The sequence below is a fragment of the Xanthomonas citri pv. mangiferaeindicae genome (assembly GCA_002240395.1).
Lineage (GTDB): Bacteria > Pseudomonadota > Gammaproteobacteria > Xanthomonadales > Xanthomonadaceae > Luteimonas > Luteimonas citri_A.
Window position 1 is genome coordinate 2219734 of the sequence record CP016836.1, and the last position, 24297, is coordinate 2244030.

Below are 24297 nucleotides of genomic sequence, written 5' to 3' on the forward strand. Positions count from 1 at the left end.
GGTGTGGGACACGGGATTCGGCGGCTTCGAATCACGCATCGCGCATCACCAATCACGGCTCCAAACCGAGGACAACGGACATGGCACATTTCGAATTGGTCGAGAAGATGGCTCCAAACGCGGTGATCAAGGTCATCGGCGTCGGCGGCGGCGGCGGCAACGCGGTCGCGCACATGGTCAACAACAGCGTCGATGGCGTGGAGTTCATCACCGCCAATACCGACGCACAAGCAATCAAGAATTGCGGTGCCAAGCTGCAGCTGCAGCTCGGCAGCAGCGTCACCAAGGGCCTGGGCGCGGGCGCCAATCCGGAGGTCGGCCGCCAGGCCGCGCTCGAGGATCGCGAGATCATCATGGACGCGCTGCAGGGCGCCGACATGGTGTTCATCACCGCCGGCATGGGCGGTGGCACCGGCACCGGTGCAGCGCCGGTCGTAGCTCAGCTCGCCAAGGAAATGGGCATCCTGACGGTGGCCGTGGTCACCAAGCCGTTCCCGTTCGAGGGCCGCCGGCGCATGCAGGTTGCGCTCAAGGGCATCGAGGAGATGTCGGCGCACTGCGATTCGCTGATCACCATCCCCAATGAAAAGCTGATCACCGTGCTCGGGCGCAACGCCACGATGATCCAGGCTTTCCGCGCCGCCAACGATGTGCTGCTCGGCGCGGTGCAGGGCATCGCCGACCTGATCGTGCGTCCGGGCCTGATCAACGTCGACTTTGCCGACGTGCGTACCGTCATGGCCGAAATGGGCCTGGCGATGATGGGCACGGGCCTGGCCCGCGGCGACGACCGCGCACAGGCCGCCGCCGAGGCCGCGATTCAGAACCCGCTGCTCGACGACGTCAACCTGGCCGGTGCCAACGGCATCCTGGTCAACATCACCGCCGGCGCCGACTTCACGATGGCCGAGTTCGACGAGGTCGGCCGCACGGTCGAGAACTTCGCCAGCGAGGACGCGACCATCGTCATCGGGACCGTCCTCGACCCGGACATGCAGGACGAAGTCCGCGTGACCGTGGTCGCCACCGGCCTCAACCGGGCGCCGGCACGCGGCACCGGGCACGACAGCGCCGGTCGCGGCAAGCCGCAGGTGCAGCTGATCAGCAACAACCAGCGTGGCGTCCGCGACGGCACCACCGGCCTGCTGATCGACGACGGCGACGCCGTGGCCCCGTACAGCCCGGGCCACAGCATCGCGGCCTCGCTGCGCGGCAATGGCGGTGCGGCGGCGTCCACCGCGTCGCGTTCGGCCGGGCAGGGCATGGCTCGCAGCGATGCGGGCGATGCACCGAAGGTCGCCGATTTCGGCAGCGACAGCAGCTACCTGGACATCCCGGCGTTCCTGCGTCGGCAGGCCGACTGAGCCTGTCGTTGGCGTCGTCGGCTGACACCGCACAGGCCGGCCCGGCCTGGCGGCGTCGGGTCGACTGACGCCGGTGACTGTGTCCGCATCGCACTTGCCCGGTGCGGCGGAACGCAGTGTGTTGTCCTCGCAAGTATCGGCGCGCTGTTGTCCGCAGCGCGCCGTTTTGGCCCGCCGGGTATGCCCGGCGGGCCGGTTTGTTGCGTGCTTTTGCGCCGACGCGTCGCGTCGGCCCCACGCCCGACCCGGGTGCGGCACGCGCTGCGACCGCCTCGAATTGCTTCGTTCAGGTTCAGCGGTCTCCGTGATAATCTCGCCCGGCTGCCTGCCGCGTCCGCGGCCGGCGCTTCATCTCCCCCGGATTGCCGATGCCCCGCCAACGCACTATCAAGAACGTGATCCGCGCAACAGGCGTCGGCCTGCACAGCGGCGAGAAAGTGTTCCTGACGCTGCGCCCGGCCGCCCCGGATACCGGCATCGTCTTCCGGCGTGTCGATCTCGACCCCGTGATCGATATCCCCGCCCAGGGTGGGCTCGTCACCGAGACCACGCTGTGTACCGGCCTGAGCCTGGGCACGGCCCACGTGCAGACGGTCGAACACCTGATGTCCGCACTCGCCGGACTCGGCGTGGACAATCTGTACGTCGAGCTGTCCGCGGCCGAGGTGCCGATCATGGACGGCTCGTCCGGCCCGTTCGTGTTCCTGCTGCAGTCGGCAGGCGTGGTCGAGCAGGCCGCGCCCAAGCGCTTCATCCGCATCCTGTCGCCGATCGAAGTGCGCGAGGGCGACAAGATCGCGCGGTTCGAGCCCTACGACGGTTTCCGCCTCGATTTCACCATCGCCTTCGACCACCCGGCCATCCCGCTGGCGCAGTCGCGTGCCGAGGTCGAGTTCTCGACCGAGGCCTACATCCGCGAGGTCAGCCGCGCCCGCACCTTCGGTTTCATGCGCGATTTGGAATACATGCGCGAACGCAACCTGGGGCTCGGTGGCTCGATGGACAACGCCATCGTGCTCGACGAGTTCCGCGTGCTCAACGACGATGGCCTGCGCTACGCCAACGAGTTCGTGCGCCACAAGATCCTCGATGCGGTCGGCGACCTCTACTTGGCCGGTCACCCGATCCTGGGCCTGTTCAAGGGCTACAAGTCCGGGCACGCGCTGAACAACAAGCTCGTGCGCGCGCTGCTCGAGACCCGATCGGCCTGGGAAATCGTCAGCTTTGCCGAGGACGACGCGGCCCCGGTTGCCTACGGCGCCCCAGTCGCTGCCTGAATCGCCCGGTCGCATGCTGCGACCCGATATCGACCGCCCGCTTCGGGCGATGGTCCGGGCACGTCCCAGCGCGCGGACCGACCTGCAACATTGACGGCGCGCGCAGATCGCAATTTCGATCGGCAGCGTTCAGGTCGGGTGCTTTTACTAACGAATTTTTAACTTTGGCTTTCTGAAAAGTTAGCTTCTGGTTAACGCCCCAGGCGGCGATGCCCGGTAGGATGCCCCCTCTCCTTCACCTGGCCTTGATGCCGATGAAGGGGGCAGGCGAGATCCACAGACTTCACACCTCCTCATCCTTGCCGCCTTCCGGCGGTCGGAGCGAGGCCAGAACTGACCGCAGCGTGTCGCGTGCGACCGCCGACGGCGGGGCGGCCAGCGCACCGCGGACCTCTGGGGGTGCGGGTCGCAGGGGTTGGGTCGACGTCCTGACGACGATGTCGTCGACATCCAGTCCGATGGAGCGGGCAGCGTCGAGCAGCGTATCGGCCGACAGGCGCAGCCTGGCGTGCCAGATGGGCGAATCGACGAGGAACACCAGCCTGCGGCGATCGACATTGGCCAGCCGCGCATGCGGCGCCAGTGCCGGCGGCAGCAGGGGAACGAGGCGGCGATCCAACGCGTCGAGCCACATGGCCCGACGGATCGGATCGGCCGACGTGCCATCCAGGGCTGCGTCCAGCGCGGCGGTCGGGGCTCCGATGCGGGATGGCTTGGATCTGGACCGGAAATCAGACATTGGCACCATGACCGTCAAAACCTTGTTGAATGATATGCGCGGCGTCGCCGCACAGGTGGCCCGCAGGGCCCGCATCCTGGCCCGTCGCCGGCCGGTCTCGATGGCGATCGTGGTCGCCGCGGCCGGCATGTGCGCCGCCGGCGCGATGAACTCGGCCGAGATCGCCCGCCTGCACGGCGTGGCCGCCGCGCACGAGCGCAGCCTGGATGAGACCCGCCGCGAGGCGCAGCGCGAGGTCAATGCGCTCGCCGCCCGGCTCAGCGAACTGCAGGCCCAGGCCAACCGTCTCAACGCGCTTGGCGACCGGCTTGCCCGCGGCGCCGGCATGGAGGACGGCGAGTTCGACTTCGACCGGACCGTGGGCGTCGGCGGTCCCGAGCCGGCGCAGGACATGCCGGCCGGCAAGCTGCTCGGTGGCCTGGAGGCGCTCGAGGACGATCTGAGCCATTCGGGCCAGCAGCTCTCGGTGCTCGAAGCGCTGCTGCTTGATCGCAAGCTCCAGCGCGACGCGCTGCCGTCGCGCTCGCCGGTGCGCCGCAGCTTCGTGACCTCGTCCTATGGGTACCGCGCCGACCCCTTCGGCCGCGGCGGCCAGTTCCACAAGGGCATCGACTTCGACGCGCGCACCGGCGATCCGGTGATGACCGTCGCCGACGGCGTGGTCAGCTATTCGGGCGTGCGCCGCGGCTACGGCAACGTCGTCGAGGTCGACCACGGCAACGGCTACGTCACCCGCTACGCGCACAACTCGCGCAACGTGGTGAAAGTCGGCGATCTTGTGCGCATCGGCGACGAGATCGCCAAGGCCGGCTCCACCGGCCGTTCCACCGGCGCTCACGTGCATTTCGAGGTCTGGGAGAACGGGCAGGTGCAGAACCCGCGCAAGTTCCTCGGCGCCATGGGTGTGAGCCGGCAGTAACCGGTCGGGGCCCGCCCCCACCCAATTGAAGCGCCCCCCATCCCAACCCTTCCCGCAGGCGGGGGAGGGCTGACGCGCGGCATAGCCGCCGGGCCGGTCGCTCGAGGTCGCAGGACGCCACACCTCCCCCGCGCGCGGGGAGGTCGACGCCGTTAGGCGTCGGGTGGGGGTACGGGCTTGGGCGGTCAAGACAGAAGGCCGCGACATCGCCCTGCGGCCGCCCCCACCCAACCCTCCCCCGCAGGCGTGGGAGGGCTAAAGCGCGGCGCAGCCGCCGGGCCGGGCGCTCGAGGTCGCCGGACGCCACACCTCCCCGCGTGCGGGGAGGTCGACGCCGTTAGGCGTCGGGTGGGGGCACGGGCTTGGGCGGCCAAGACAGAACGCCGCGACATCGCCTGCGGCCGCCCCCACCCAACCCTCCCCCGCGCGCGGGGAGGGCTGACGCGCGGCATAGCCGCCGGGCCGGGCGCTTGTGAGGTCGCAGGACGCCACACCTCCCCCGCGTGCGGGGGAGGTCGACGCCGTTAGGCGTCGGGTGGGGGCATGGCTTGGGCGGCCAAGACGGAAGGCCGCGACATCGCCCTGCGGCCGCCCCCACCCAACCCTCCCCGCGCGCGGGGAGGGCTGACGCGCGGCATAGCCGCCGGGCCGGGCGCTTGTGAGGTCGCAGGACGCCACACCTCCCCGCGTGCGGGGGAGGTCGACGCCGTTAGGCGTCGGGTGGGGGCATGGCTTGGGCGGCCAAGACGGAAGGCCGCGACATCGCCCTGCGGCCGCCCCCACCCAACCCTCCCCGCAGGCGGGGGAGGGCTAGAGCGCGGCATAGCCGCTCCGGGCGCTCGTCGGCGCGCAAGCCAGTGGCTTGCAAACGCGCCTCCTCGTTCCGGCCCTCCGCGGCACAGCCGCTCCGGGCGCTCGCTGGGGCGCAAGGCATGCCTTGCAAACGCCCCCGCTCGCCCCGAGCTACAATGCGCGTTGCCATCAAAGGGCGCCTGGCGCCCTTTTCTGTTTGCGGCTTCTGGGGAATCCGCCTCGGTCCCGCGCTCCGATTCCAGACTTCGGTACTCCAATGCTCAATCGCTTGCTCACCAGTGTCTTCGGCAGTCGCAACGACCGCTTCGTCAAACAGCTCGAGAAGGTCGTCGTCAAGATCAACGCGCTCGAGCCGGAGATGGAGGCGCTGTCCGACGACGCCCTGCAGGCCAAGACCCCGGAGTTCAAGCAGCGCATCGCCAACGGCGAGACGCTCGACAAGCTGCTGCCCGAGGCCTTCGCGGTCTGCCGCGAGGCCAGCAAGCGCGTGCTGGGCATGCGCCCCTACGACGTCCAGCTGATCGGCGGCATGGTCCTGCATATGGGCAAGATCGCCGAGATGCGCACCGGTGAAGGCAAGACCCTGGTCGGCACGCTGCCGACCTACCTCAATGCACTCGAGGGCAAGGGCGTCCACGTCGTCACCGTCAACGACTACCTGGCCCGCCGCGACGCGGCGCAGATGGGCAAGCTCTACAACTGGCTGGGCCTGTCGGTCGGCGTCATCTGGCCGGGCATGCCGCACGGCGAGGCCAAGCGCGAGGCTTACCGCGCCGACATCACCTACGGCACCAACAACGAGTTCGGCTTCGACTACCTGCGCGACAACATGGCGCTGTCGAAGGCCGACCGCTATCAGCGCACGCTCAACTACGCGATCATCGACGAGGTCGACTCGATCCTGATCGACGAGGCGCGCACGCCGCTGATCATCTCCGGCCCGGCCGACGATTCCCCCGAGCTTTACATCAAGGTCAACCGCATCGTCCCGTCGCTGGTCCGCCAGGAGACCGAGGACGGCGAAGGCGACTTCTGGGTCGATGAGAAGGCCAAGCAGGTCCATCTGTCGGAGGAAGGCCAGGAGCACGCCGAAGCGCTGCTGCGCGGCGCGGGCATTCTCGGCGAGGACGAAAGTCTGTACGCGCCGCAGAACATCCACGTCGTGCACCACCTTAACGCCGGGCTGCGCGCGCACGCGATCTATCAGCGCGACGATCACTACATCGTCCGCGACGGCGAAGTCATCATCGTCGACGAGTTCACCGGCCGTACGCTGCCAGGCCGTCGCTGGTCCGACGGCCTGCACCAGGCGGTCGAGGCGAAGGAAGGCGTGCCGGTCCAGCGCGAGAACCAGACGCTGGCCAGCATCACCTTCCAGAACCTGTTCCGCATGTACGGCAAGCTCTCGGGCATGACCGGTACGGCCGACACCGAGGCCTTCGAGTTCGAGAGCATCTACGGCCTGGAAGTCGTGGTGATCCCAACCCACCGGCCGATGATCCGCAAAGACGCGCCCGATGCGGTGTTCCTCAACCGCGCCGGCAAGTACCGCGCCGTTGCGCGCGAGATTCAGGCCTCGCACGAACGCGGACAGCCGGTGCTGGTCGGCACGACCTCGATCGAAGTCTCCGAGCTGCTGAGCGAGCACCTGCGCAAGGAAGGCATCGCGCACGAGGTGCTCAACGCCAAGCAGCACGAGCGCGAAGCGCAGATCGTCGCCCAGGCCGGCCGTCCGGGCGCGGTGACCATCGCCACCAACATGGCCGGTCGCGGTACCGACATCGTGCTCGGCGGTTCGCTCGAGACGGAGCTCGCGCTGCTCGAGGCCGAGTCCGGCGTGCCGGTCGACGACGCCACCAAGGCGCGCCTGCGTGCGGAATGGCAGCAGCGCCACGACGCGGTCGTCGCCGCCGGCGGCTTGCACATCATCGGCACCGAGCGCCACGAGTCGCGGCGTATCGACAACCAGCTGCGCGGCCGCTCCGGTCGCCAGGGCGACCCGGGGTCCTCGCGCTTCTACCTGTCGCTCGAAGACAACCTCATGCGCATCTTCGCCGCCGACTGGGTGCAGAAGGTCATGGCGCGGATGGGCCTGCAGGAAGACGACATCATCGAAAGCCCGCTGGTGACGCGTCAGATCGCCAACGCGCAGCGCAAGGTCGAGGCCCACAACTTCGACATCCGCAAGAACCTGCTCGATTTCGACGACGTCAACAACGACCAGCGCAAGGTCATCTATGGCCAGCGCGACGAGCTGCTGGACGCCGAGAGCGTCAAGGACAATGTCGATGGCATCCGCGCCGACGTCGTCGCCGGCATCGTCGGCCGCTATGTGCCGCCGCAGTCGATCGACGAGCAGTGGGACCTGCCGGGCCTGGAAGCCGAGATCGAGCGTGAGTTCGGCCTGCGCCTGGAGCTGGTGTCGCTGGCCAAGTCGCGCAACGAGCTCGACGCCGAGCAGATTGCCGAGCACGTGCAGCAGTCGGTCGATGCGTTGTTCGCCGACAAGGAAGCGCAGCTGGGCGGCGAGACCATGCGCATGCTCGAAAAGCACATCATGCTCAACGTCCTCGACCAGGGCTGGAAGGAACACCTGGCGCGCATGGACTACCTGCGCCAGGGCATCCACCTGCGCGGCTACGCGCAGAAGCAGCCCAAGCAGGAATACAAGCGCGAGGCGTTCGAGCTGTTCTCCGAGATGCTCGACAAGGTCAAGCACGAGGTCGTGACCATGCTCGCGCGCGTGCGCGTGCGCAGCGAGGACGAGATCGCCGCGCTCGAGGCCGAGGAACGCCGCCAGGTCGAGGCCAAGCTCAACCAGGCCCAGTTCCAGCACGCCGACGCCGGCGGCTACGGGGCCGACGAAGAAGCCGATGACGTGCGCGCCGCCCAGGCCGAGGCTGCAGGGCCGCAGGCGCAGATCGTCCGCGACGGCGCCAAGGTCGGCCGCAACGATCCCTGCCCCTGCGGCAGCGGCAAGAAGTACAAGCACTGCCACGGTCAGCTGAGCTGACCTGGCCGGCTCCGCCGTCGCGCGGGGCCGGTGCCTGAGGTCGGTCCGGACACGCATTCCGGAGATCGGCGCGCCACCGCCGGGTCATCGCGTGTATGGCACGCGTGGGGGCGGGCAGGGAGCGGAGGTCTGGCCCCATTCCGTCATCGACGTAGCCGCGGTGCATGCCGGGCGTCCCGGCCGAACGCGGCGTCGGCGGTACCGCCTGTACCGCTTGGCAAGCCGCCGTCGCCTGCCTAATCTCGACCCCCTGTCCGCCGAATTCAGAGGCATGAGCGAACGCGTCGTCGAAGTCGTCGCCGGGGTCATCACCGACAAGCGCGGCCGCATCCTGCTGTCCCGGCGCACGCCGGGCCGCGACATGCCGGGCTTGTGGGAGTTTCCCGGCGGCAAATGCGAGCCGGGCGAGACCCCGGAAGCGGCGCTGGCGCGCGAACTCGATGAAGAGCTCGGCATCCAGATCGTCGTCGGCGCGCCGCTGATGGTGGTGCCACAGCGCTATCCCAGTAAGCGCCTGCGGCTCGACGTCCGCCATGTCGCCCAATGGCACGGCACCCCCAAGGGCCGCGAAGGCCAGGCGTTGACCTGGGTCGCGCCCGACAAGCTCGGTCGCTACTCGATGCCGCCCGCCGACCTGCCCGTCGTGGCCGCCCTGCAGGCCCCCGATCGCTACCTCGTCACCCCGCCGCCCGGCGACGACGATGCCGCCTGGCTACGCAGCCTCGACGAGGCTTTGCGCAACGGCATCCGCCGCGTGCAACTGCGCCTGCCGGGTATCGATCCGGACCGGCAGGCCCGCCTGCTCTCCGAGGCAGCTACACGCTGCCGCCGGCGCGGCGCCGAACTGCTGTTCAACGGCCCGCCGACGCTGGCCCAGGCTGCGGGCGTCGGCCTGCATCTCAAGGCCGCTGCGTTGCGCGACCACGCGATACGTCCGATCGCCCCTGGCCTGCCGCTCGCCGCCTCCTGCCACGACGCCGACGACCTCGCGCACGCTGCTCGTCTGGGATGCGACTTCGTCGTGCTGGGACCCGTCGCGGAGACCGCCAGCCACCCCGGCCAATCCGGCATCGGTTGGCCGACCTTCGCCAGCCTGCGCGAACACAGCGCCCTGCCGATCTACGCCATCGGCGGCATGACCCCGTCCGATATCGAGACCGCCCGCCGCCACGGCGCCCAAGGCGTCGCCGCGATCCGCAGCCTCTGGCCCGGCGCCGCCTAAGAAAACGGCCCCCATCCCAACCTTCCACCCGTGAAGGGCGCAATGCCCGTAGAACGGGGGAAGGAGCAAGAGCAAGTATCCGTGTGCGCCGGTTTGACCGTGCGCTGTGCTGAAGTCGCCTCCCCCGCATGCGGGGGAGGCCGGCGCCTCTGGCGCCGGGTTGGGGCAGGGCTTGCCGCGGAAAGGCACCCCCATCCCAACCTTCCACCCGTGAAGGGCGCAATGCCCCGTAGAACGGGGGAAGGAGCAAGCACAAATGTCCGCGCGCGCCGGATTTGACCGCACGCCGCGTGTCGGGTCGCCTCCCCCGCGTGCGGGTGAGGCCGGCGCCCCGGCGCCGGGTGGGGGCGGGCATGTCGCGGGAAAGCAGCCCCATCCCAACCTTCCCCCGTAGAACGGGGGAAGGAGCAAGAGCAAGTATCCGTGCGCGCCGGTTTGACCGTGCGCTGTGCTGAAGTCACCTCCCCCGCCCGCGGGGGAGGTCGGTGCCGAAGGCGCCGGGTGGGGGCAGAGGGCTTGCCGCGGCGGCCTACGGCGCGCAACGTCACCGGGCGTCGTCGATCAGCCCGCCGCCAATCCGCCCGCACGCGCTGCGGCGAGCGCGCGATAGCGGGTGTCGAGCTCGCCGATGCGGGCGTCCAGGTCGGCGAGGCTGCCGTCGTTGACGACGACGTCGTCGGCGATCGCCAGGCGGGCCTCGCGGGTCGCCTGGGCGGCGATCATTTCCTGGGCCAGCGTTTCGTCGATGCCGTCGCGGCGGAGCAGGCGCGCCAGTTGGACCGCCACCGGCACGTCGATCACCAGCACGCGATCGAGCCACGGGTAGTGAGCGCGTCCGCCTTCGGCCAGTAACGGGATCGCCGCGATCACATACGGGCCCGTGGCCGCCTTGCAAGCGGTCTGCAGGGCGAGCCGGATGCGCGGATGGAGGATGGCTTCCAGGCGCTTGCGCGCGTCCGGGTCGGCGAAGATCCGTCGCCGCATCGCGGCGCGATCAAGCACGCCGTCGGCGGCCAGGGCGTCGGTCCCGAAGGCCGCGACCACCTCGGCCAGGCCTTCGCTGCCGCGCGCGACCGCTGCATGCGCGGCGAGGTCGGCGTCGGCGACGACAATGCCACGCGCTTCGAACGCCGCCGTGGCCGCGGACTTGCCCGAGGCGATGCCGCCGGTGAGACCGATGACCAGCGCGCCCATCGTGGCGATGCGCTACTGCAGCCCGGACACGCGTAGGTAGAACGCGGTCAGGTCCTGGCCCCACATGAAGGTCACCCAGCCGGCCACCGCCAGATACGGTCCGAACGGGATCGGCGTGGCCCGGTCGCGTCCGCGCACCGCGAGGATGATCGAGCCGACGATCGCGCCGGTCACCGCCGACAGCAGGATGATCGGCAGCAGCCCGGCCAGCCCGCACCAGGCGCCGAGCGCAGCCAAGAGCTTGAAGTCGCCGTGGCCCATGCCCTCCTTGCCGGTCGCCTGCTTGAACAGCCACCACACCGACCACAGGCTGGCGTAGCCGACCACCGCGCCCAGCAATGCGGGCTTGGCCGGCATGTACAGGTTGTCGAGGCTGGCGATGAGCCCCAGCCACATCAGCGGCAACGTCAAGGAGTCGGGCAACAGTTGGGTGCGCGCATCGATGCCCGACAGGGCCACCAGAAAGCCGGTCAGCACCAGTGCGCCGAAGCCCTGCCAGCCGAAGCCGAACCGCCACACGCAGGCCGCGAACAGCAGCATCGTCAGCAGTTCGATCGCCGGGTACTGGACCGAGATCGGCGCCTTGCAGCTGCGGCAGCGCCCGCGCAGCGCCAGCCAGCTGATCACCGGGATGTTCTCGTACCACGACAACTGATGCCCGCAATGCGGGCAATGCGAGCGTTCGACGACGATGCCCGGAGGCGGCGGGTCGTAGAGGTCGGGCTCGCCGAGGATCTCGCGGCTGTCGCGCTTCCACTGCCATTCCAGGCGCCTGGGCAGACGCAGGATCACCACGTTGAGGAAGCTGCCCACAAGCAGGCCGAGGCCGGCGGCGAGGGGATAGCCCAGGGCCGGGTTGTGATCGAGAAAAGCCATGCGTCAGCCGGTCGCCGCCATCGCGAGTTTGAAGATCGGCAGGTACATCGCGATCACGATCGCGCCGACCAGGGTGCCGATGATGACCATCACGAACGGTTCGATCAGGCTCGAGATCGCATCGACGGCGTTATTGACCTCTTCTTCGTAGAACTCGGCCACCTTGAACAGCATCGTGTCCAGCGCGCCCGCCTCCTCGCCGATCGCGGTCATCTGCACCACCATGTGCGGGAACAGGGCCGTCTGCCGCATCGCCATGTTGAGCTGGTAGCCCACGGCCACATCGTCACGCATGCGCAGCACCGCGTGCTCGTAGACCGAGCTGCCGGTCGCGCCCGACACCGAGTCCAGCGCCTCGACCAGCGGCACGCCGGCCTTGAAGGTCACGCCCAGCGTGCGCGCGAAGCGCGCGATCGACGAGTTGTGCAACACCCGGCCGACCACAGGCAGACGCAGCAGCATGCGATCCACCCCGTGCTGCAGTGCTGGGGAGCGCTTGAACGCGAACATGAAACCGAACGCGGACGCAAACACGACGATGGCGATCAGCCACCACCACTTCACCATCATCGCCGAGATGCCGAACACCAGCTCGGTGAACGCCGGCAGGTCGGTGCCGAAGCTCTCGAAGGTCTCACGGAACGTCGGCACGACGAACACCATCAGGATCGCGCAGACCAGGATGGCCACGCCGATGATCGCGACCGGGTAGAACAGCGCTTTCTTGATCTTGCCCTTGATCGACTCGATGCTCTCCTTGTACGAGGCAATCGTGTCGAGCACGGTTTCCAGCGCGCCGGCCGACTCGCCCGCGCGCACCAGGTTGCGGTAGAGCTCGTCGAACTGCACCGGATATTTGCTCAGCGCCTCGAAGATCGACGCGCCGCCCTCGATGTCGACGCGGATGCCGTCGACCATCTGCTTCATGCGCGGGTTCTTCTGGCCGTTGCCGATGATCTCCAGCGCCTGCACCACCGGTACACCGGACTTCATCATCGTCGCGGTCTGGCGGCTGAAGATTGCGATGTCGCGCGCGGAAATCGCCTTGCCGGCGCCGCCGAACAGCGGCTGGCGCTTGGGCTGCACCAGCGTCGGCTGGATGCCCTGGCGACGCAGTTCGGCGCGCAACAGATTGGCGCTCTTGGACTGCTGCTCGCCCTTCATCTTGATGCCGCGCTTGTCCGTGCCCTCCCAGGCGAACAGGCGCAGCGTCACCCCGGCTTGCGCCGGCGTCGCGTTCGAAGCGCGGACAGTCTTGCGGGCCGCGGTGCGTGAGGTCGACATGGAACGTTCCCCAGGGGTCGGCGTGTCCCTCGCCGGACGGATGGCCGCATGGTAGCGAAAACCGGCCCCTGGCGCTCGACGCCGCAGGCCCCGGACGGGGAATCAGTCCTTGGTGACGCGGTTGATCTCGGCCAGGCTGGTCAGGCCCTGGCGGGCCTTCTCCAGCGCCGACTGGCGCAGGTCCTTGACCCCCGCACGCTGCGCAGCCTCGGCGATCTGCATCGCGTTGCCGCCCTGAAGCACGATCGTCTGGATCTGCTCGCTCATCGGCATCACCTGGTACACGCCCACGCGTCCGCGGTAGCCGTTGGTGCATTCATCGCAGCCCACCGGCTCGTAGATCTCCACGCCCGCGCGGACCTGCTCCTCGGTGAAGCCTTCGGTGAGCAGCGCATGGTCGGGCAGCACGACGCGCTGCTTGCAGCGCGGGCACAGCCGCCGCGCCAGTCGCTGGGCGATCACCAGCGTGACCGAGCTGACGATGTTGTACGGCGCGATGCCCATGTTCATCAGGCGCGCGATGGTCTGCGGCGCGTCGTTGGTGTGCAGCGTCGAGAGCACCATATGGCCGGTCTGCGCCGCCTTGATGCCGATCTCCGCGGTTTCCAGGTCGCGGATCTCGCCGACCATGATCACGTCCGGGTCCTGACGCAGGAACGCGCGCAGCGCCGCGGCGAACGTCATGCCCCGACGCTCGTTCTGCTGCACCTGGTTCACGCCCGGCAAGCGGATCTCGACCGGGTCCTCGACCGTGGAGATATTGCGGGTCTCATCGTTGAGGATGCCCAGCGCCGTGTACAGCGAGACCGTCTTGCCCGAGCCGGTCGGGCCGGTGACCAGCACCATGCCGTAAGGCTTGTGGATCGCATCGAGGAACAGCTTCTGCTGGTCGGGCTCATAGCCCAGCTTGTCGATGCCCAGCTTCGCGGCGCTGGCATCGAGAATACGCAGCACCACCTTCTCGCCGAACAACGTCGGCAGCGTGCTCACGCGGAAGTCGATCTGTCGTGTCTTGGACAGGTTCAATTTGATGCGCCCGTCCTGCGGCGCCCGCTTCTCGGCGATGTCGAGCTGCGCCATCACCTTCAGGCGCGCGGCGATGCGCTGGTTGAGCTTGACCGGCACCTTGGCCGCCAGCTTGAGCATGCCGTCGACGCGTAGCCGCACCCGGTAGTCGGTCTCGTAGGGCTCGAAGTGGATATCCGAGGCACCGCGCTTGATCGCATCGACCAGCACCTTGTTGACGAAGCGCACGATCGGCGCATCGTCCTTGCCGTCGACGACGTTCTCGATCCGGCCGCCGTCCTCGTCGTTGCCCACATCCAGGCTCTCGAGACCTTCGGCATCGTCGAGCGCGCCGGCCAGCGAATCCGAGCTCGACAGCCACAACTCCAAGGTGCGGCGGATGCTGTCCTCATCGACCAGGATCGGCTCGACGGTGAGATTGGTCTGGAACTTGATGTCGTCCAGCGCCAGGGTGTTGGTCGGATCGGCGGTACCCACGAACAGGCGCGGCCCGCGCTGGAACAGCGGCAGCACCGCATGCTTGTTGAGCAGTTCCTCACTGACCAGCTTGACTGCGCTCGCCTGCGGCGCCATCGCCGCCGGGTCGAACAGCGGCATGCCGAACTCCACCGACAACGCAGCCGCCATCTGTGCCGCGCTGACCAGCTTGTGCTCGCGCAGGTAGCCTGCGACATTGCGTCGCGCCGCCGTCGCCTTGTCCAGCGCCTCACGCGCGGCCGCCTCGTCCAGCGCACCGTCCATGACCAGGCGGCGGGCGATGCCGGTGATGCCGACAAGATTGGGGCCGGGTTGGAAGCTCATCTGATCGCTCTGCGGTGGACCGCGGGCACTCTACTGCAACCGGCGTCGCGACGGCGCATCGTGGCCCGCCAGGTCGCTCGCCCATCGGCGAAGCCGATGTGTAGGGATGAGGCTTGGTCGTCAAAACCGGGGTCAGAGTGCAATTTCGCGTGGCGAAATTGCACTCTGACCCAGGTTTGGGTTGCGAGAGGGCGTATCGGACGCTAGCGACGAGCGCGCGGCGACCGGTGGGTGTGTCCCAGCCACCTGCGCCGACACCAGCCGCCGAGTGCGGACGCCAACATCGCCGGCACCGCGAGCAGGGCGGCATACACCACGCCAGCTGCCAGCAGCGGGCCTACGCCCGATACCGCGATCACCACCGGGACCTGCGCGAGCATCACCACCGCGCCCCAGCACCACGCGCGTATCGGGAAGGCCAGGCCGAGGGCCAGCGACAACGCAAGCGCCGCAGGGCAGGCAAGCGTCCAGTAGAGCTCGGCATCCCAAGGCTCGCCGCCGCCCATCGACAGTGACACCACGCTCCAGAGTGCAAAACCGGCAAGCGCGGCGATGGATAAGGGCAGCCAGGACGGCTTCATTGGCAGCAGCTCCAGCGCGTGCGTCGCGCGAAAGGCGACATATTATCGATCCCGCGCTTTCACCCGGAAGTTAATGCATGCAGCCGTGAAATAAATGCACGGGCTTGGCGCTATCCGTGAAAATCACGCACACACCGCCATCGCCAGGCGCCATGTCCCGGCTCTGCAGACGATCCCGTCGCGCGGCGCGTTATCCGTCGGCGTCGTCGCGTGCCATTAACCGCGCGATCGTGCGTGGATGCACGTTGAAGCGCTGGGCCACCGTCCGGTGTGTCAGGTGATCGCACAGCACCAGCTTGCGGGCTTCCTCGCGCTGGTCCCGCGACAGCGCGCGGGCGCGTCCCATATGGCGCCCCCGTGAGCGTGCCGCCGCCATGCCGGCACGCGTGCGTTCGCTGATCAACGAGCGCTCGAACTCCGAGAGCGCCGCCATCATGTGGAAGACGAGCCGGCCGCCCGACGAGTCGGTGTCGATGTACTCGCACAGCGAGCGGAAGCGGACCTGTCGCTGGCCCAGGCTGGCCAGCAGGTCCACGAGGTGGGTCAGCGAACGGCCCAGGCGGTCCAACCGCCACACCACCAAGGTGTCGCCGGCTTGGGCGTTGGCAAGCAGTTCATCGAGTCCAGGCCGCGACCGCAGGCCGCCGGACACGCCCTCATCAGTGAAGATCTCGGTGCAACCGGCGGCCTTCAAGGCGTTCAGCTGCAGGGTGACGTTCTGTTCGTCAGTTGACACACGCGCATAGCCTAGGAATCTCATGCCTACCGCGCAGCCTCCGTGTTCGCCAGTCCCCGTGGGCGACACTCCCTGTTGACAAAAGGGAACCCTTTCCTCCCTGTGTCCATTTCGGCTGCGCCGAATCCTTAATGCGAACTACGCCCTTACTTTCGCCCGTCCATATTGCGGGCGATTTCAGTTTTGCACAAGGGTTCCCTTTCGCCGCAAAAGACTCGAAGTTTCACCAATTTTTGCATTTTATTTCCTTTCGAGTTGGGCGTTATAGATTAACAGAAGAGTAGTGCGAGAAGGGGCAAGTCCGCATTCATTTGTCTAGCAGGTCGGCATCTTGCGATGCGCCGCGGCATGAATCGACAGGACATACGCAGTGGCTCACGTCTTTCCCTGGAGAGGGCGACGGAGCGCATGCGTGTGTCTGCCCGAAAAAAGCAAAAACGACCACTGCCCGCCAGAGCGCGTCGGCAGTCCTATGACGATTGTCTAAAAACAACAAGATGTGAGGACGCGAAATTGAACAGGATCTATCAGAAAAAATGGAGTCGCGCACTGCAACAAGTGGTCGTGACGTCCGAACTGGCCAGCGCTGAAGGCGCGGCCGCCGTGGTGACTGGTGTCGTCGGTGCCCCGTCCGACGCAAGGCTCACCACCGCACTGCGCTGCGCCCTGTGGGGATCGCAGGCGCTGTTGTTGACCGGTGCGATGTTTGCGGTGCCGCAGGCGGCCATGGCGCAGAACGTGTTCTGTCAGAACACCGCTGGGCAGAACGTCGGTACGGGCTCAACTAACAACAATGCGGTTGTGTGCGGGGCCAACGCCGTCGCGAGCGGAAATGCGGCTGTTGCGCTCGGTAGTTCCTCAAGGGCATCAGGAACCGCTTCGAGCGCACTGGGCTACTGGGCTGAAGCGACCGGCACCTACAGTGCTGCGATCGGTCCGCATGCTAAGGCGACCGCCGAGAACACCATTGCGATCGGCCAGCAGTCTGTTGCTTCGAGCACTAATGGTATGGCCTTCGGCTACTCTGCGAATGCTGCGGGAGTGGACGGCATTGCGATCGGCCGTCAGACGCTTGCCGGAGGTGGCGGCATTGCACTCGGCTTCCAAAGTAAAGCCTCGGATGGATCTGTAGCGATAGGCGGCTTGGCCCAGACGAACGCAAGATACGGAACGGCTCTGGGGCAGCAGTCTAGAGCGGCCAATCAGTACGACGTAGCGTTGGGCGCTGCTTCCGTCACGCAGGCGGCCGTCGCAACCACTGCGTCAACGGTTGGCGGAGCGAGCTATACATTCGCTGGAGCCGCTCCACAAGGAACGGTCAGTGTCGGCAGTGCCCCCGGCTCAGGCCAGATCTACCGCACCATCACCAACGTTGCCGCCGGCCGCGTCAACGCGACCAGCATGGATGCCGTCAACGGTAGCCAGCTCAACGCCGCCTACCAGGGCATCAACGCCCTGTCGACCTCGACCTCGACTCGCATCAGCTCTCTGTCGACGGCCATCGGCAACGGCGGCACGGGCGGCGGCAACGCGGTGCAGTACAACGACGCGGCGCGCACGGCAGTCACGCTGGGCGGCACGTCGGCCACCGGTCCGGTGCGCCTGACCAATGTGGCGCCGGGCGCGCTTGCGACCACCAGCACCGATGCCGTCAACGGCAGCCAGTTGTTCTCGCTGTCGACCTCGGCTTCGACCGGTGTCGCGTCGCTGTCGACGGGCGTCGGCTCGCTGTCCACCGGCCTGAGCACCACCAACAGCACGGTGACCTCGCTGTCGAGCGGTGTGAGCACGACCAACAGCACGCTCGCGTCGCTGTCGAGCTCGACCTCCACGGGCCTGGGTTCGCTGTCCACCGGCATCGGCTCGCTGTCCACCGGCCTGAGCACGACCAACAGCTCGGTGACCTCGCTGTCGACCGTCGCCGCGAACGCGGTGCAGTACAACGATGCTTCGCATGGCCAGGTCACGCTCGGCGGTGTCGGCGCGACGACGCCGGTGAAGCTGAGCAACGTCGCGGCCGGTTCGCTGGCGGCGGGCAGCACCGATGCCGTCAACGGCGGCCAGCTCGGTCTGCTGTCGACCTCGACCTCGACCGGCCTGAGCTCGCTGTCCACCGGCCTGAGCTCGACCAACAGCACGATCGCCTCGCTGTCGACGCTGAGCGAGAACGTCGTGGTCTACAACGACGGCACGCACACAGCGGTCACCTTCGGCGGCGCCAACGCCACCGCGCCGGTGCGGTTGACCAACGTGGCCGCCGGCTCGCTGGCCGCCGACAGCACGGATGCGGTCAACGGCAGCCAGCTCGGTTCGCTGTCCACCTCGACCTCCACCGGCCTGAGCACGACCCGCTTCGATCTGAACTCGCTGTCCACGTCGACCTCGACGGCGTTCGCGAACCTCCAGACCGGCGGCACCGAGAATGCCGTGCAGTACAACGACTTCTCGCGTTCGGCCGTCACCCTGGGTGGCACCACCGCGACCGCACCGGTCCGGCTGACCAACGTGGCCGCCGGCTCGCTCGCCGCCGACAGCACCGATGCGGTCAACGGCAGCCAGCTCGGTTCGCTGTCGACCTCGACCTCCACCGGCCTGAGCACGACCAACAGCACCGTGGCATCGCTGTCGACCTCGTCCTCGACCGGCCTGGGCTCGCTGTCCACCTCGACCTCGACGGCGTTTGCCTCGCTGTCCACGGTGGGTGCGAACGCAGTGCAGTACAACGACGCCTCGCACTCGTCGGTCACGCTGGGCGGCGCTTCGGCGACCGCGCCGGTGAAGCTGACCAATGTCGCGGACGGCTCGCTCGCGGCCGGCAGCACGGATGCGGTCAACGGCGGCCAGCTCGGCTCGCTGTCCACCTCGGCCTCGACCGGTCTGGGCTCGCTGTCCACCTCGACCTCGACGGCGTTCGCCAATCTGTCGACCGTGAGCGCCAACGCGGTGCAGTACAACGACGCGACGCGTACGGCGGTCACGCTGGGCGGCACGTCGGCCACGGCGCCGGTGCGGCTGACCAACGTCGCGGCCGGTTCGCTCGCCGCCGACAGCACCGATGCGGTCAATGGCAGCCAGCTTGGTTCGCTGTCGACCTCGACCTCGACCGGTCTGGGTTCGCTGTCCACCGGCCTGAGCTCGACCAACAGCACCGTGGCCGCGCTGTCGACCTCGGCCTCCACGGGTCTGGGCTCGCTGTCCACCTCGACCTCGACGGCGTTCGCCAACCTGTCGACCGGGGCCGCCAACGCGGTGCAGTACAACGACGCCTCGCGCTCGATCGTCACGCTGGGTGGCACGTCGGCCACGGCGCCGGTGCGGCTGACCAATGTGGCGGCCGGTGCGCTGACCGCCAACAGCACGGATGCGGTCAACGGCAGCCAGCTGTTCTCGCTGTCGACCTCGACCTCGACTGCCTTCGCCAATCTGTCGGCGGGCGGTAGCGGCTTCAACGCGGTGCAGTACAACGACGTCAACCACGACGCGGTCACCTTCGGCGGCGCGGCTGCCCAGGCTCCGGTGCGGTTGAACAACGTGGCGGCCGGTTCGCTGGCGGCCAACAGCACCGATGCGGTCAACGGCAGCCAGCTGGGCGCGCTGTCGACGAGCCTGAGCACGACCAACTTCAACCTCAACGTGCTGTCGACCTCGACCTCGACTGCGATCGCCAACCTGACGGTCAACGGGGGCGGTGCGGCGAACGCGGTGCAGTACGACGATGCCTCGCACACCAAGGCGACGCTCGGCGGCACGTCGGCGACCGGGACGGTCGGTCTGACCAACGTCTCCGACGGCTCGCTGGCGAGCGACAGCACCGATGCGGTCAACGGCCGTCAGCTGGGTTCGTTGTCGACCTCGACCTCGACCGGTCTGGCTTCGTTGTCGACGGCGCTGAGCAGCATCGGCACCGGCGGCGGCAGCCTGATCGGCGGCGGTACCGACACCGGCGGCGCCCCGCGTCCGCCGGCGAAGGCCGACGGCGACGGCAGCCTGGCGGCCGGTGGCGGCTCCAATGCCAACGGCAACGGCGCGACCGCGGTCGGTTCGGACTCCAACGCCAACGGCGACAAGACCACGGCCATCGGTTCGGGCTCGTCGGCCAGCAACCAGGGCACCGCGATCGGTGCGGGTGCGGTGGCCAGCGGCGCCAACTCGGTCGCGTTGGGGGCAGGGTCGATTGCCGACCAGCCCAACACCGTGTCGGTCGGTTCGCCGGGCCATGAGCGTCGCATCGTCAACGTGGCCGACGGTATCGCCGATACGGACGCGGCGAACATGCGTCAGCTGCGTGCGGTCGAACACCGTGTCGACCAGATCGAGCGCAACACCAACGCCGGCATCGCAGGTGCGATGGCGATGGCGATGATGCCGCAGCCCACCGACCCGGGTAAGAGCATGGTCTCGGCCTCGCTCGGCGGGTACGACGGCGAAGGCGCATTGGCCGTCGGCGTGTCGCGCGTCTCGGAAGACGGCGACTGGGTGTTCAAGGGCGGTGCCACCGTCAACACCCGCGACAAGACCGGTGCAGGCGTGAGCGTCGGCTATCAGTGGTGATGCGTTGACCGCGCACGGCCGCCTTCGGGCGGCCGTGTGTGGGCGGCATTCGCTCGACTGACAGGAGGTGGTGTGTGAAGTCGTTCCTGGCAAAGCTGGGCACCGTAGTGTTGCTGGTGCTGTTGATCCTCGCCCTGGCGTTGATCGTGTTGTTGTTTGCGGGCACGGGACGGGCGTCCCAACTGGCCCGCGGTATGACGGGAAGCAGTTCGCCGATCAGCGAGCTGCTGTTTCCCAACCTCGCCGCAGAAGAGCAGGCGAGACAAGGCATTTTCGTCTCCGAGGCCGAGCTGCGACGGCTGGTGCTCGGCATGACGCGGCGTCAGGTGCTGGCGCTGCTGGGCCCGCCGCAGTTCAGCGATGGACTGCCCGAGCCACGCGAGTGGAGCTATGTCATCAAGCCCAGCCCGCGGGCGCCGGTGGCGGAGGCGTGTCGGGCGCGGATCTGGTTCGACAAGGAGAACCGGTCGAGCGGGATCGCGTTTCAGCCGGCCGGCTGCGCGCCGATGGCGCGTGACGATGTGCGCGACGGCGTGGCCGCGGCCCGCCGCCGCAGTGCCTGCGCACCGCCGCACGTGGAGGTGCGGATGCCGCCGGCCGAGCAGGCCAGCGGGGCGATGTCGGGCTCGCAGGGCCATCGGCAGTCGGCGTTCGTCTATCGGGCGCGTGCCGGTGCGCCGGTGCGCCCGGACACCCTGCATGCCGCACCCATGGGCCCGCACGGAGACACGCATCGGGACTGGCCCAGTTGGTTCGCCGTCCGGCGCGCGCCTTCGACCACGCCGCAACCGCTGGCGCAGGTCGAGACCGCGGCTGCCGACCACGGCGGGCAAGGCGTGGCCGAGCAGGCGCGGCCCATGAAGTAGCGCACACCGAACAGAGCCATCGGGGCTGGCGGGATCGCCCCATCGCGTGACACCAGGGGGCCGCCCGGCGCGGCCATGGAATCGAGCGAGGACACAACGGAATGAGAATCGGACTTTCGATCAGCAGTGCGCATCCGCACGACGCCGCCGAAGCGGCGGCGCGTCGGCGCGCCCTGCACATGGCCCAGGCGCTGGCGGCCGTGGACACGGTCGAGCACGTGATGCTGGTCGATACCGCGCAGGTGCCGCAGGCCATGGACGAGGCCGATCCCGAGTCGCTGCGGTTGCCGGTGGCCGGTCAACGCGAGGCCACCGAACAGCTGGACATGCTGATCGAGATCGGCGGCCAGCCCGACCTGGAATGGCTCGACTATCTGCGCGCCCGCGGCAAGCGCGTGGTGCTGCATCCGCCCCATCCGCCGTATGCACGGCTGATGGAGGCGACGATCTTCGACCGGCCGCGCGGCTTCGCCCGGCCGCGGCGTTGCGACGAAGTGTGGCTGCTGCCACGCGACGCCGCGCTGGCGCCGACGATGCGGGCCTTGCACCGCTGCCCGGTGCAGGAAGTGCCGCTGCTGTGGGGACCGGAGTTCGTCGATGCCCAGGCCCGGGTGCTGCAGGGGCAGGGCATCGAGTACGGTTCCCGGGCCGCGCGTCTGGCGCGCGAAGGCACCGATGCGCCCGACAGCGAGCTGCAGAGCCTGCGGATCGCTTGCATCGCCAGCAATACCTCCGTGCTCGATGTGGCTCTGCTGCCGATCCTGATCGCCAATCACGCCTACCGCATGGGCACGGTGGCGATCGAGCACGTCCACGTACTCGGCAGCCTGCACCTGCGCCAGCACCCGACCTTCGCCGCACTCAGCCCGCATCTGCAATTGGTGAGAGACGACCGTCTGCTGCTCACCGGCGCCCAGGGCTTTGCGCGCTACAGCGCCGAGCACCGGATCGACCTGGTCATCGCGCACCAGTGGTGCCGCGACCAGGACGCGGCCTGGCTCGACGTGCTGTACGGCGGCTTTGCGCTGGTCCACAACTCGCCCTGGCTGCACGCCGCAGGTGTGGGCGCCTATTACCCCGGCTTCGACATCGATGCCGGCGCCGACAGCCTGGCGCTGGCCGCGCACGACTGCCTGGCCGGTTTCGGCGCGGCGCGCTTGCGCGAGCTGGAATTTCTCGGCGGTCTGCATCCGCAGGTGCCGAGCAATGTCGCGGCGTTCGCGGCCGTGCTCGCTACTGCGCCGGCGCTTGCGGAGACGCTCGCATGAGCGGGGCCACCGGACGGCGCGGCGGCCTGCTCGAGGTCGGCATCACGCTGTATGTGCGGCGCGGGCAGCAGTCGATCTGGGAGAACGGCATCTTCCAGAACTGCTTCCTGCTGGCCACGCTGCTGCTGTGCGCCCCGCGCGTGGGCTCGGTGCGGCTGGTCAACGGCGGCGACGGCGACCCGACCCAGAGCGGCGACTTCCTGGCCGCCTCGCCGGTGCCGGTGATCGATCTGGCGACCGCGCTCGACGAACTCGACGTGGTCATCGAGCTCAGCGCCCAGCTCGACCCCACCTGGGCGCAGGCCTTCCGCGAGAAGGGCGGGCGGATCGTCGCGATGCACGTGGCCAACGACTACGTCATCGACATCGAGCGGATGATCTACGGCCTGGCACCGGGCATGCGCGCCTCGGGTGTGGTCTACGACAGCGTCTGGACGCTGCCGTCGTTCGAGGCCACCTGCGCCAGCTACTACCGCCACGTGCTCGGCGCCCCCGTACGCACGATGGGCCACCTGTGGAGCCCGGCGATGCTCGAGCACCGCGCCGCCGAATCGGGCGTCGCATTCGAGTACGTGCCCGGCCGCACGCGTTGGCGGCTGGCGGTGTGCGAGCCGAACATCTGCTCGGTCAAGACCTGCCACATCCCGATGCTGGTGTGCGATGTCGCCCACCGTCAGGCACCGGACGTCATCGTGCACCTGCGCGTGCACAACACGCTGCAGATGAAGGCCAACCCGGACTTCGTGGCCTTCGCGCGCAGTCTGGACCTGGTCAATCACGGCATCGCCACCTTCGAGCCGCGGCTGCCGATCGCCGACATCCTCGGCGTGAGCGCCGATGCGCTGGTGTCGCACCACTGGGAGAACGCCCAGAACTACCTCTACTACGAAGCGCTGTGGGGCGGCTTTCCGCTGATCCACAACTCGGCGCTGCTCGGCGGCTGCGGCTATCGCTACCGCGACTTCGACTGCGAAGACGGCGCCCGCGCCCTGCGCCGGGCCCACGCCATGCACGACGCCTCGCTGGCCGGCTACCGCCGCGACGCGCGCGCCTTTCTCGACACGCTCCACCCGGCCAATCCCGACAACGTCAGGCAGTACGAAGCGGCGCTGGAGGCGCTGTTCGCATGAGACGACATCAAGCCCGTGCCGCGCTTGCCGCCTGGTTCCTGGCGGCCTGTGTCGTGGCCCATATCCTCCTGGCCGCCGTGACCCAGGCCGCCGAAGCGCAACCGGTGGCGATGCCCGCCAGCCAGGAACTGCCCCTGCTCGCCAGCGCCGCCCGCCGTGCCGGCATCCGCACCTGTCTGCCGGCGCTGTCGGCGATCTCGGCCAGCGTCTCGCGCGACGTGCTGCGCCAGGACGTGCTGCTGGACTGGGATCGCGAATCGCCCGACGACGGCGCGTTCTTCAGCCTGCTCGCCTCCGAGACCCGCGACCGCACGATGCTGCTGTCGGTCAACCGCGTGCCCGAGCGCAATGGCGGCTGCGCGTTCCTGGTCGAGAACATCCAGGCCGATCGCCGCGCCTGCAATGTGCTGGCCTCCGACGAACTCGTCGGCTACACCCGGGTGCCGTTCCTGCCCACGGTCGATGTCTACACCCTGGCCGAGCGGCCGCAGGAAACGGTGATGCTGGTGCGTGCCTCGCCCGGCTGCCTGATGGTCTGGCGGCACGTGCAGTATGGCATCGGCCGACCGACCCGCATCCCCGGCACCGCACCCGGCTATCAGGCCGGGGAGGGCGGGCAATGATCGAGTCCCTGCTC

17 protein-coding genes are annotated in these 24297 nt (G+C 68.5%); 10 read left to right on the forward strand and 7 right to left on the reverse strand.

Going from position 1 to position 24297, the window contains the following annotated elements; genetic code table 11:
- Positions 1-80: 80 nt before the first annotated feature.
- Together BEN78_09585 and BEN78_09590 are read left to right on the forward strand one after the other, a co-directional pair.
- Positions 81-1364, forward strand: a complete 1284-nt coding sequence (locus BEN78_09585) for a cell division protein FtsZ (protein ID ASR43585.1) — start codon at positions 81-83, stop codon at positions 1362-1364.
- Between the two features lie 368 nt (positions 1365-1732).
- Positions 1733-2641: a UDP-3-O-[3-hydroxymyristoyl] N-acetylglucosamine deacetylase gene (locus BEN78_09590; protein ASR43586.1), complete on the forward strand. Its 909-nt coding sequence runs from the start codon at positions 1733-1735 to the stop codon at positions 2639-2641.
- Between the two features lie 283 nt (positions 2642-2924).
- On the opposite strand, the gene BEN78_09595 is transcribed toward BEN78_09590, so the two are convergent.
- On the reverse strand, positions 2925-3398 hold the full coding sequence (locus tag BEN78_09595) for a hypothetical protein (GenBank protein ID ASR45053.1): 474 nt from the start codon (positions 3396-3398) through the stop codon (positions 2925-2927).
- Here BEN78_09595 and BEN78_09600 point away from each other — a divergent pair.
- The 3 genes from BEN78_09600 to BEN78_09610 all read left to right on the forward strand — a co-directional run bounded on the left by BEN78_09600 (position 3388) and on the right by BEN78_09610 (position 9347).
- Positions 3388-4299: a hypothetical protein gene (locus BEN78_09600; protein ASR43587.1), complete on the forward strand. Its 912-nt coding sequence runs from the start codon at positions 3388-3390 to the stop codon at positions 4297-4299. The genes BEN78_09595 and BEN78_09600 overlap by 11 nt on opposite strands.
- 1069 nt (positions 4300-5368) lie before the next feature.
- On the forward strand, positions 5369-8125 hold the full coding sequence (locus BEN78_09605) for a preprotein translocase subunit SecA (GenBank protein ID ASR43588.1): 2757 nt from the start codon (positions 5369-5371) through the stop codon (positions 8123-8125).
- A gap of 271 nt (positions 8126-8396) precedes the next feature.
- Positions 8397-9347, forward strand: coding sequence for a DNA mismatch repair protein MutT (locus BEN78_09610; protein ID ASR43589.1), 951 nt, complete (start codon positions 8397-8399; stop codon positions 9345-9347).
- Between the two features lie 561 nt (positions 9348-9908).
- On the opposite strand, the gene BEN78_09615 is transcribed toward BEN78_09610, so the two are convergent.
- The 6 genes from BEN78_09615 to BEN78_09640 all read right to left on the reverse strand — a co-directional run bounded on the left by BEN78_09615 (position 9909) and on the right by BEN78_09640 (position 15869).
- Positions 9909-10541 (reverse strand): dephospho-CoA kinase, encoded by a 633-nt coding sequence (locus tag BEN78_09615; GenBank protein ID ASR43590.1) that lies wholly within the window; start codon positions 10539-10541, stop codon positions 9909-9911.
- 12 nt (positions 10542-10553) lie between these two features.
- Positions 10554-11417, reverse strand: coding sequence for a methyltransferase (locus tag BEN78_09620; GenBank protein ID ASR43591.1), 864 nt, complete (start codon positions 11415-11417; stop codon positions 10554-10556).
- Between the two features lie 3 nt (positions 11418-11420).
- The gene (locus tag BEN78_09625) at positions 11421-12701 is read right to left on the reverse strand and encodes a type II secretory pathway protein (GenBank protein ID ASR43592.1); all 1281 of its coding nucleotides are present in this window, start codon (positions 12699-12701) and stop codon (positions 11421-11423) included.
- A gap of 102 nt (positions 12702-12803) precedes the next feature.
- Complete coding sequence (locus tag BEN78_09630; GenBank protein ASR43593.1) at positions 12804-14528, reverse strand: type IV-A pilus assembly ATPase PilB; 1725 nt, start codon at positions 14526-14528, stop codon at positions 12804-12806.
- A gap of 203 nt (positions 14529-14731) precedes the next feature.
- Positions 14732-15109: a hypothetical protein gene (locus BEN78_09635; GenBank protein ASR43594.1), complete on the reverse strand. Its 378-nt coding sequence runs from the start codon at positions 15107-15109 to the stop codon at positions 14732-14734.
- A gap of 190 nt (positions 15110-15299) precedes the next feature.
- Positions 15300-15869: a DNA resolvase gene (locus tag BEN78_09640; protein ASR43595.1), complete on the reverse strand. Its 570-nt coding sequence runs from the start codon at positions 15867-15869 to the stop codon at positions 15300-15302.
- 1377 nt (positions 15870-17246) lie between these two features.
- Between BEN78_09640 and BEN78_09645 the strand changes: the two genes are divergently transcribed.
- The 5 genes from BEN78_09645 (at position 17247) to BEN78_09665 (ending at position 24283) form a co-directional block, all read left to right on the forward strand.
- Positions 17247-20396 carry a hypothetical protein gene (locus tag BEN78_09645; protein ID ASR43596.1) on the forward strand — a complete coding sequence of 1050 codons (3150 nt, stop codon included), beginning with the start codon at positions 17247-17249 and terminating at the stop codon, positions 20394-20396.
- 74 nt (positions 20397-20470) lie between these two features.
- Positions 20471-21262, forward strand: a complete 792-nt coding sequence (locus BEN78_09650) for a hypothetical protein (GenBank protein ASR43597.1) — start codon at positions 20471-20473, stop codon at positions 21260-21262.
- Between the two features lie 101 nt (positions 21263-21363).
- Entirely contained in the window at positions 21364-22530 is a 1167-nt protein-coding gene (locus BEN78_09655; GenBank protein ID ASR43598.1) for a hypothetical protein, read from the forward strand.
- Positions 22527-23660, forward strand: coding sequence for a hypothetical protein (locus BEN78_09660; protein ID ASR43599.1), 1134 nt, complete (start codon positions 22527-22529; stop codon positions 23658-23660). The genes BEN78_09655 and BEN78_09660 overlap by 4 nt, the downstream gene beginning before the upstream one ends.
- Positions 23661-23713: 53 nt before the next feature.
- Entirely contained in the window at positions 23714-24283 is a 570-nt protein-coding gene (locus BEN78_09665; GenBank protein ASR43600.1) for a hypothetical protein, read from the forward strand.
- Positions 24284-24297 lie beyond the last annotated feature (14 nt).

What these genes read in the sequence shown, in the direction of transcription:
- BEN78_09585 (ASR43585.1), top strand. Translation starts at nt 81, where the DNA reads ATGGCACATTTCGAATTGGTCGAGAAGATGGCTCCAAACGCGGTGATC.
- BEN78_09590 (ASR43586.1), top strand. Translation starts at nt 1,733, where the DNA reads ATGCCCCGCCAACGCACTATCAAGAACGTGATCCGCGCAACAGGCGTC.
- BEN78_09600 (ASR43587.1), top strand. Translation starts at nt 3,388, where the DNA reads ATGACCGTCAAAACCTTGTTGAATGATATGCGCGGCGTCGCCGCACAG.
- BEN78_09605 (ASR43588.1), top strand. Translation starts at nt 5,369, where the DNA reads ATGCTCAATCGCTTGCTCACCAGTGTCTTCGGCAGTCGCAACGACCGC.
- BEN78_09610 (ASR43589.1), top strand. Translation starts at nt 8,397, where the DNA reads ATGAGCGAACGCGTCGTCGAAGTCGTCGCCGGGGTCATCACCGACAAG.
- BEN78_09615 (ASR43590.1), bottom strand. Translation starts at nt 10,541, where the DNA reads ATGGGCGCGCTGGTCATCGGTCTCACCGGCGGCATCGCCTCGGGCAAG.
- BEN78_09620 (ASR43591.1), bottom strand. Translation starts at nt 11,417, where the DNA reads ATGGCTTTTCTCGATCACAACCCGGCCCTGGGCTATCCCCTCGCCGCC.
- BEN78_09625 (ASR43592.1), bottom strand. Translation starts at nt 12,701, where the DNA reads ATGTCGACCTCACGCACCGCGGCCCGCAAGACTGTCCGCGCTTCGAAC.
- BEN78_09630 (ASR43593.1), bottom strand. Translation starts at nt 14,528, where the DNA reads ATGAGCTTCCAACCCGGCCCCAATCTTGTCGGCATCACCGGCATCGCC.
- BEN78_09635 (ASR43594.1), bottom strand. Translation starts at nt 15,109, where the DNA reads ATGAAGCCGTCCTGGCTGCCCTTATCCATCGCCGCGCTTGCCGGTTTT.
- BEN78_09640 (ASR43595.1), bottom strand. Translation starts at nt 15,869, where the DNA reads ATGAGATTCCTAGGCTATGCGCGTGTGTCAACTGACGAACAGAACGTC.
- BEN78_09645 (ASR43596.1), top strand. Translation starts at nt 17,247, where the DNA reads ATGGATGCCGTCAACGGTAGCCAGCTCAACGCCGCCTACCAGGGCATC.
- BEN78_09655 (ASR43598.1), top strand. Translation starts at nt 21,364, where the DNA reads ATGAGAATCGGACTTTCGATCAGCAGTGCGCATCCGCACGACGCCGCC.
- BEN78_09660 (ASR43599.1), top strand. Translation starts at nt 22,527, where the DNA reads ATGAGCGGGGCCACCGGACGGCGCGGCGGCCTGCTCGAGGTCGGCATC.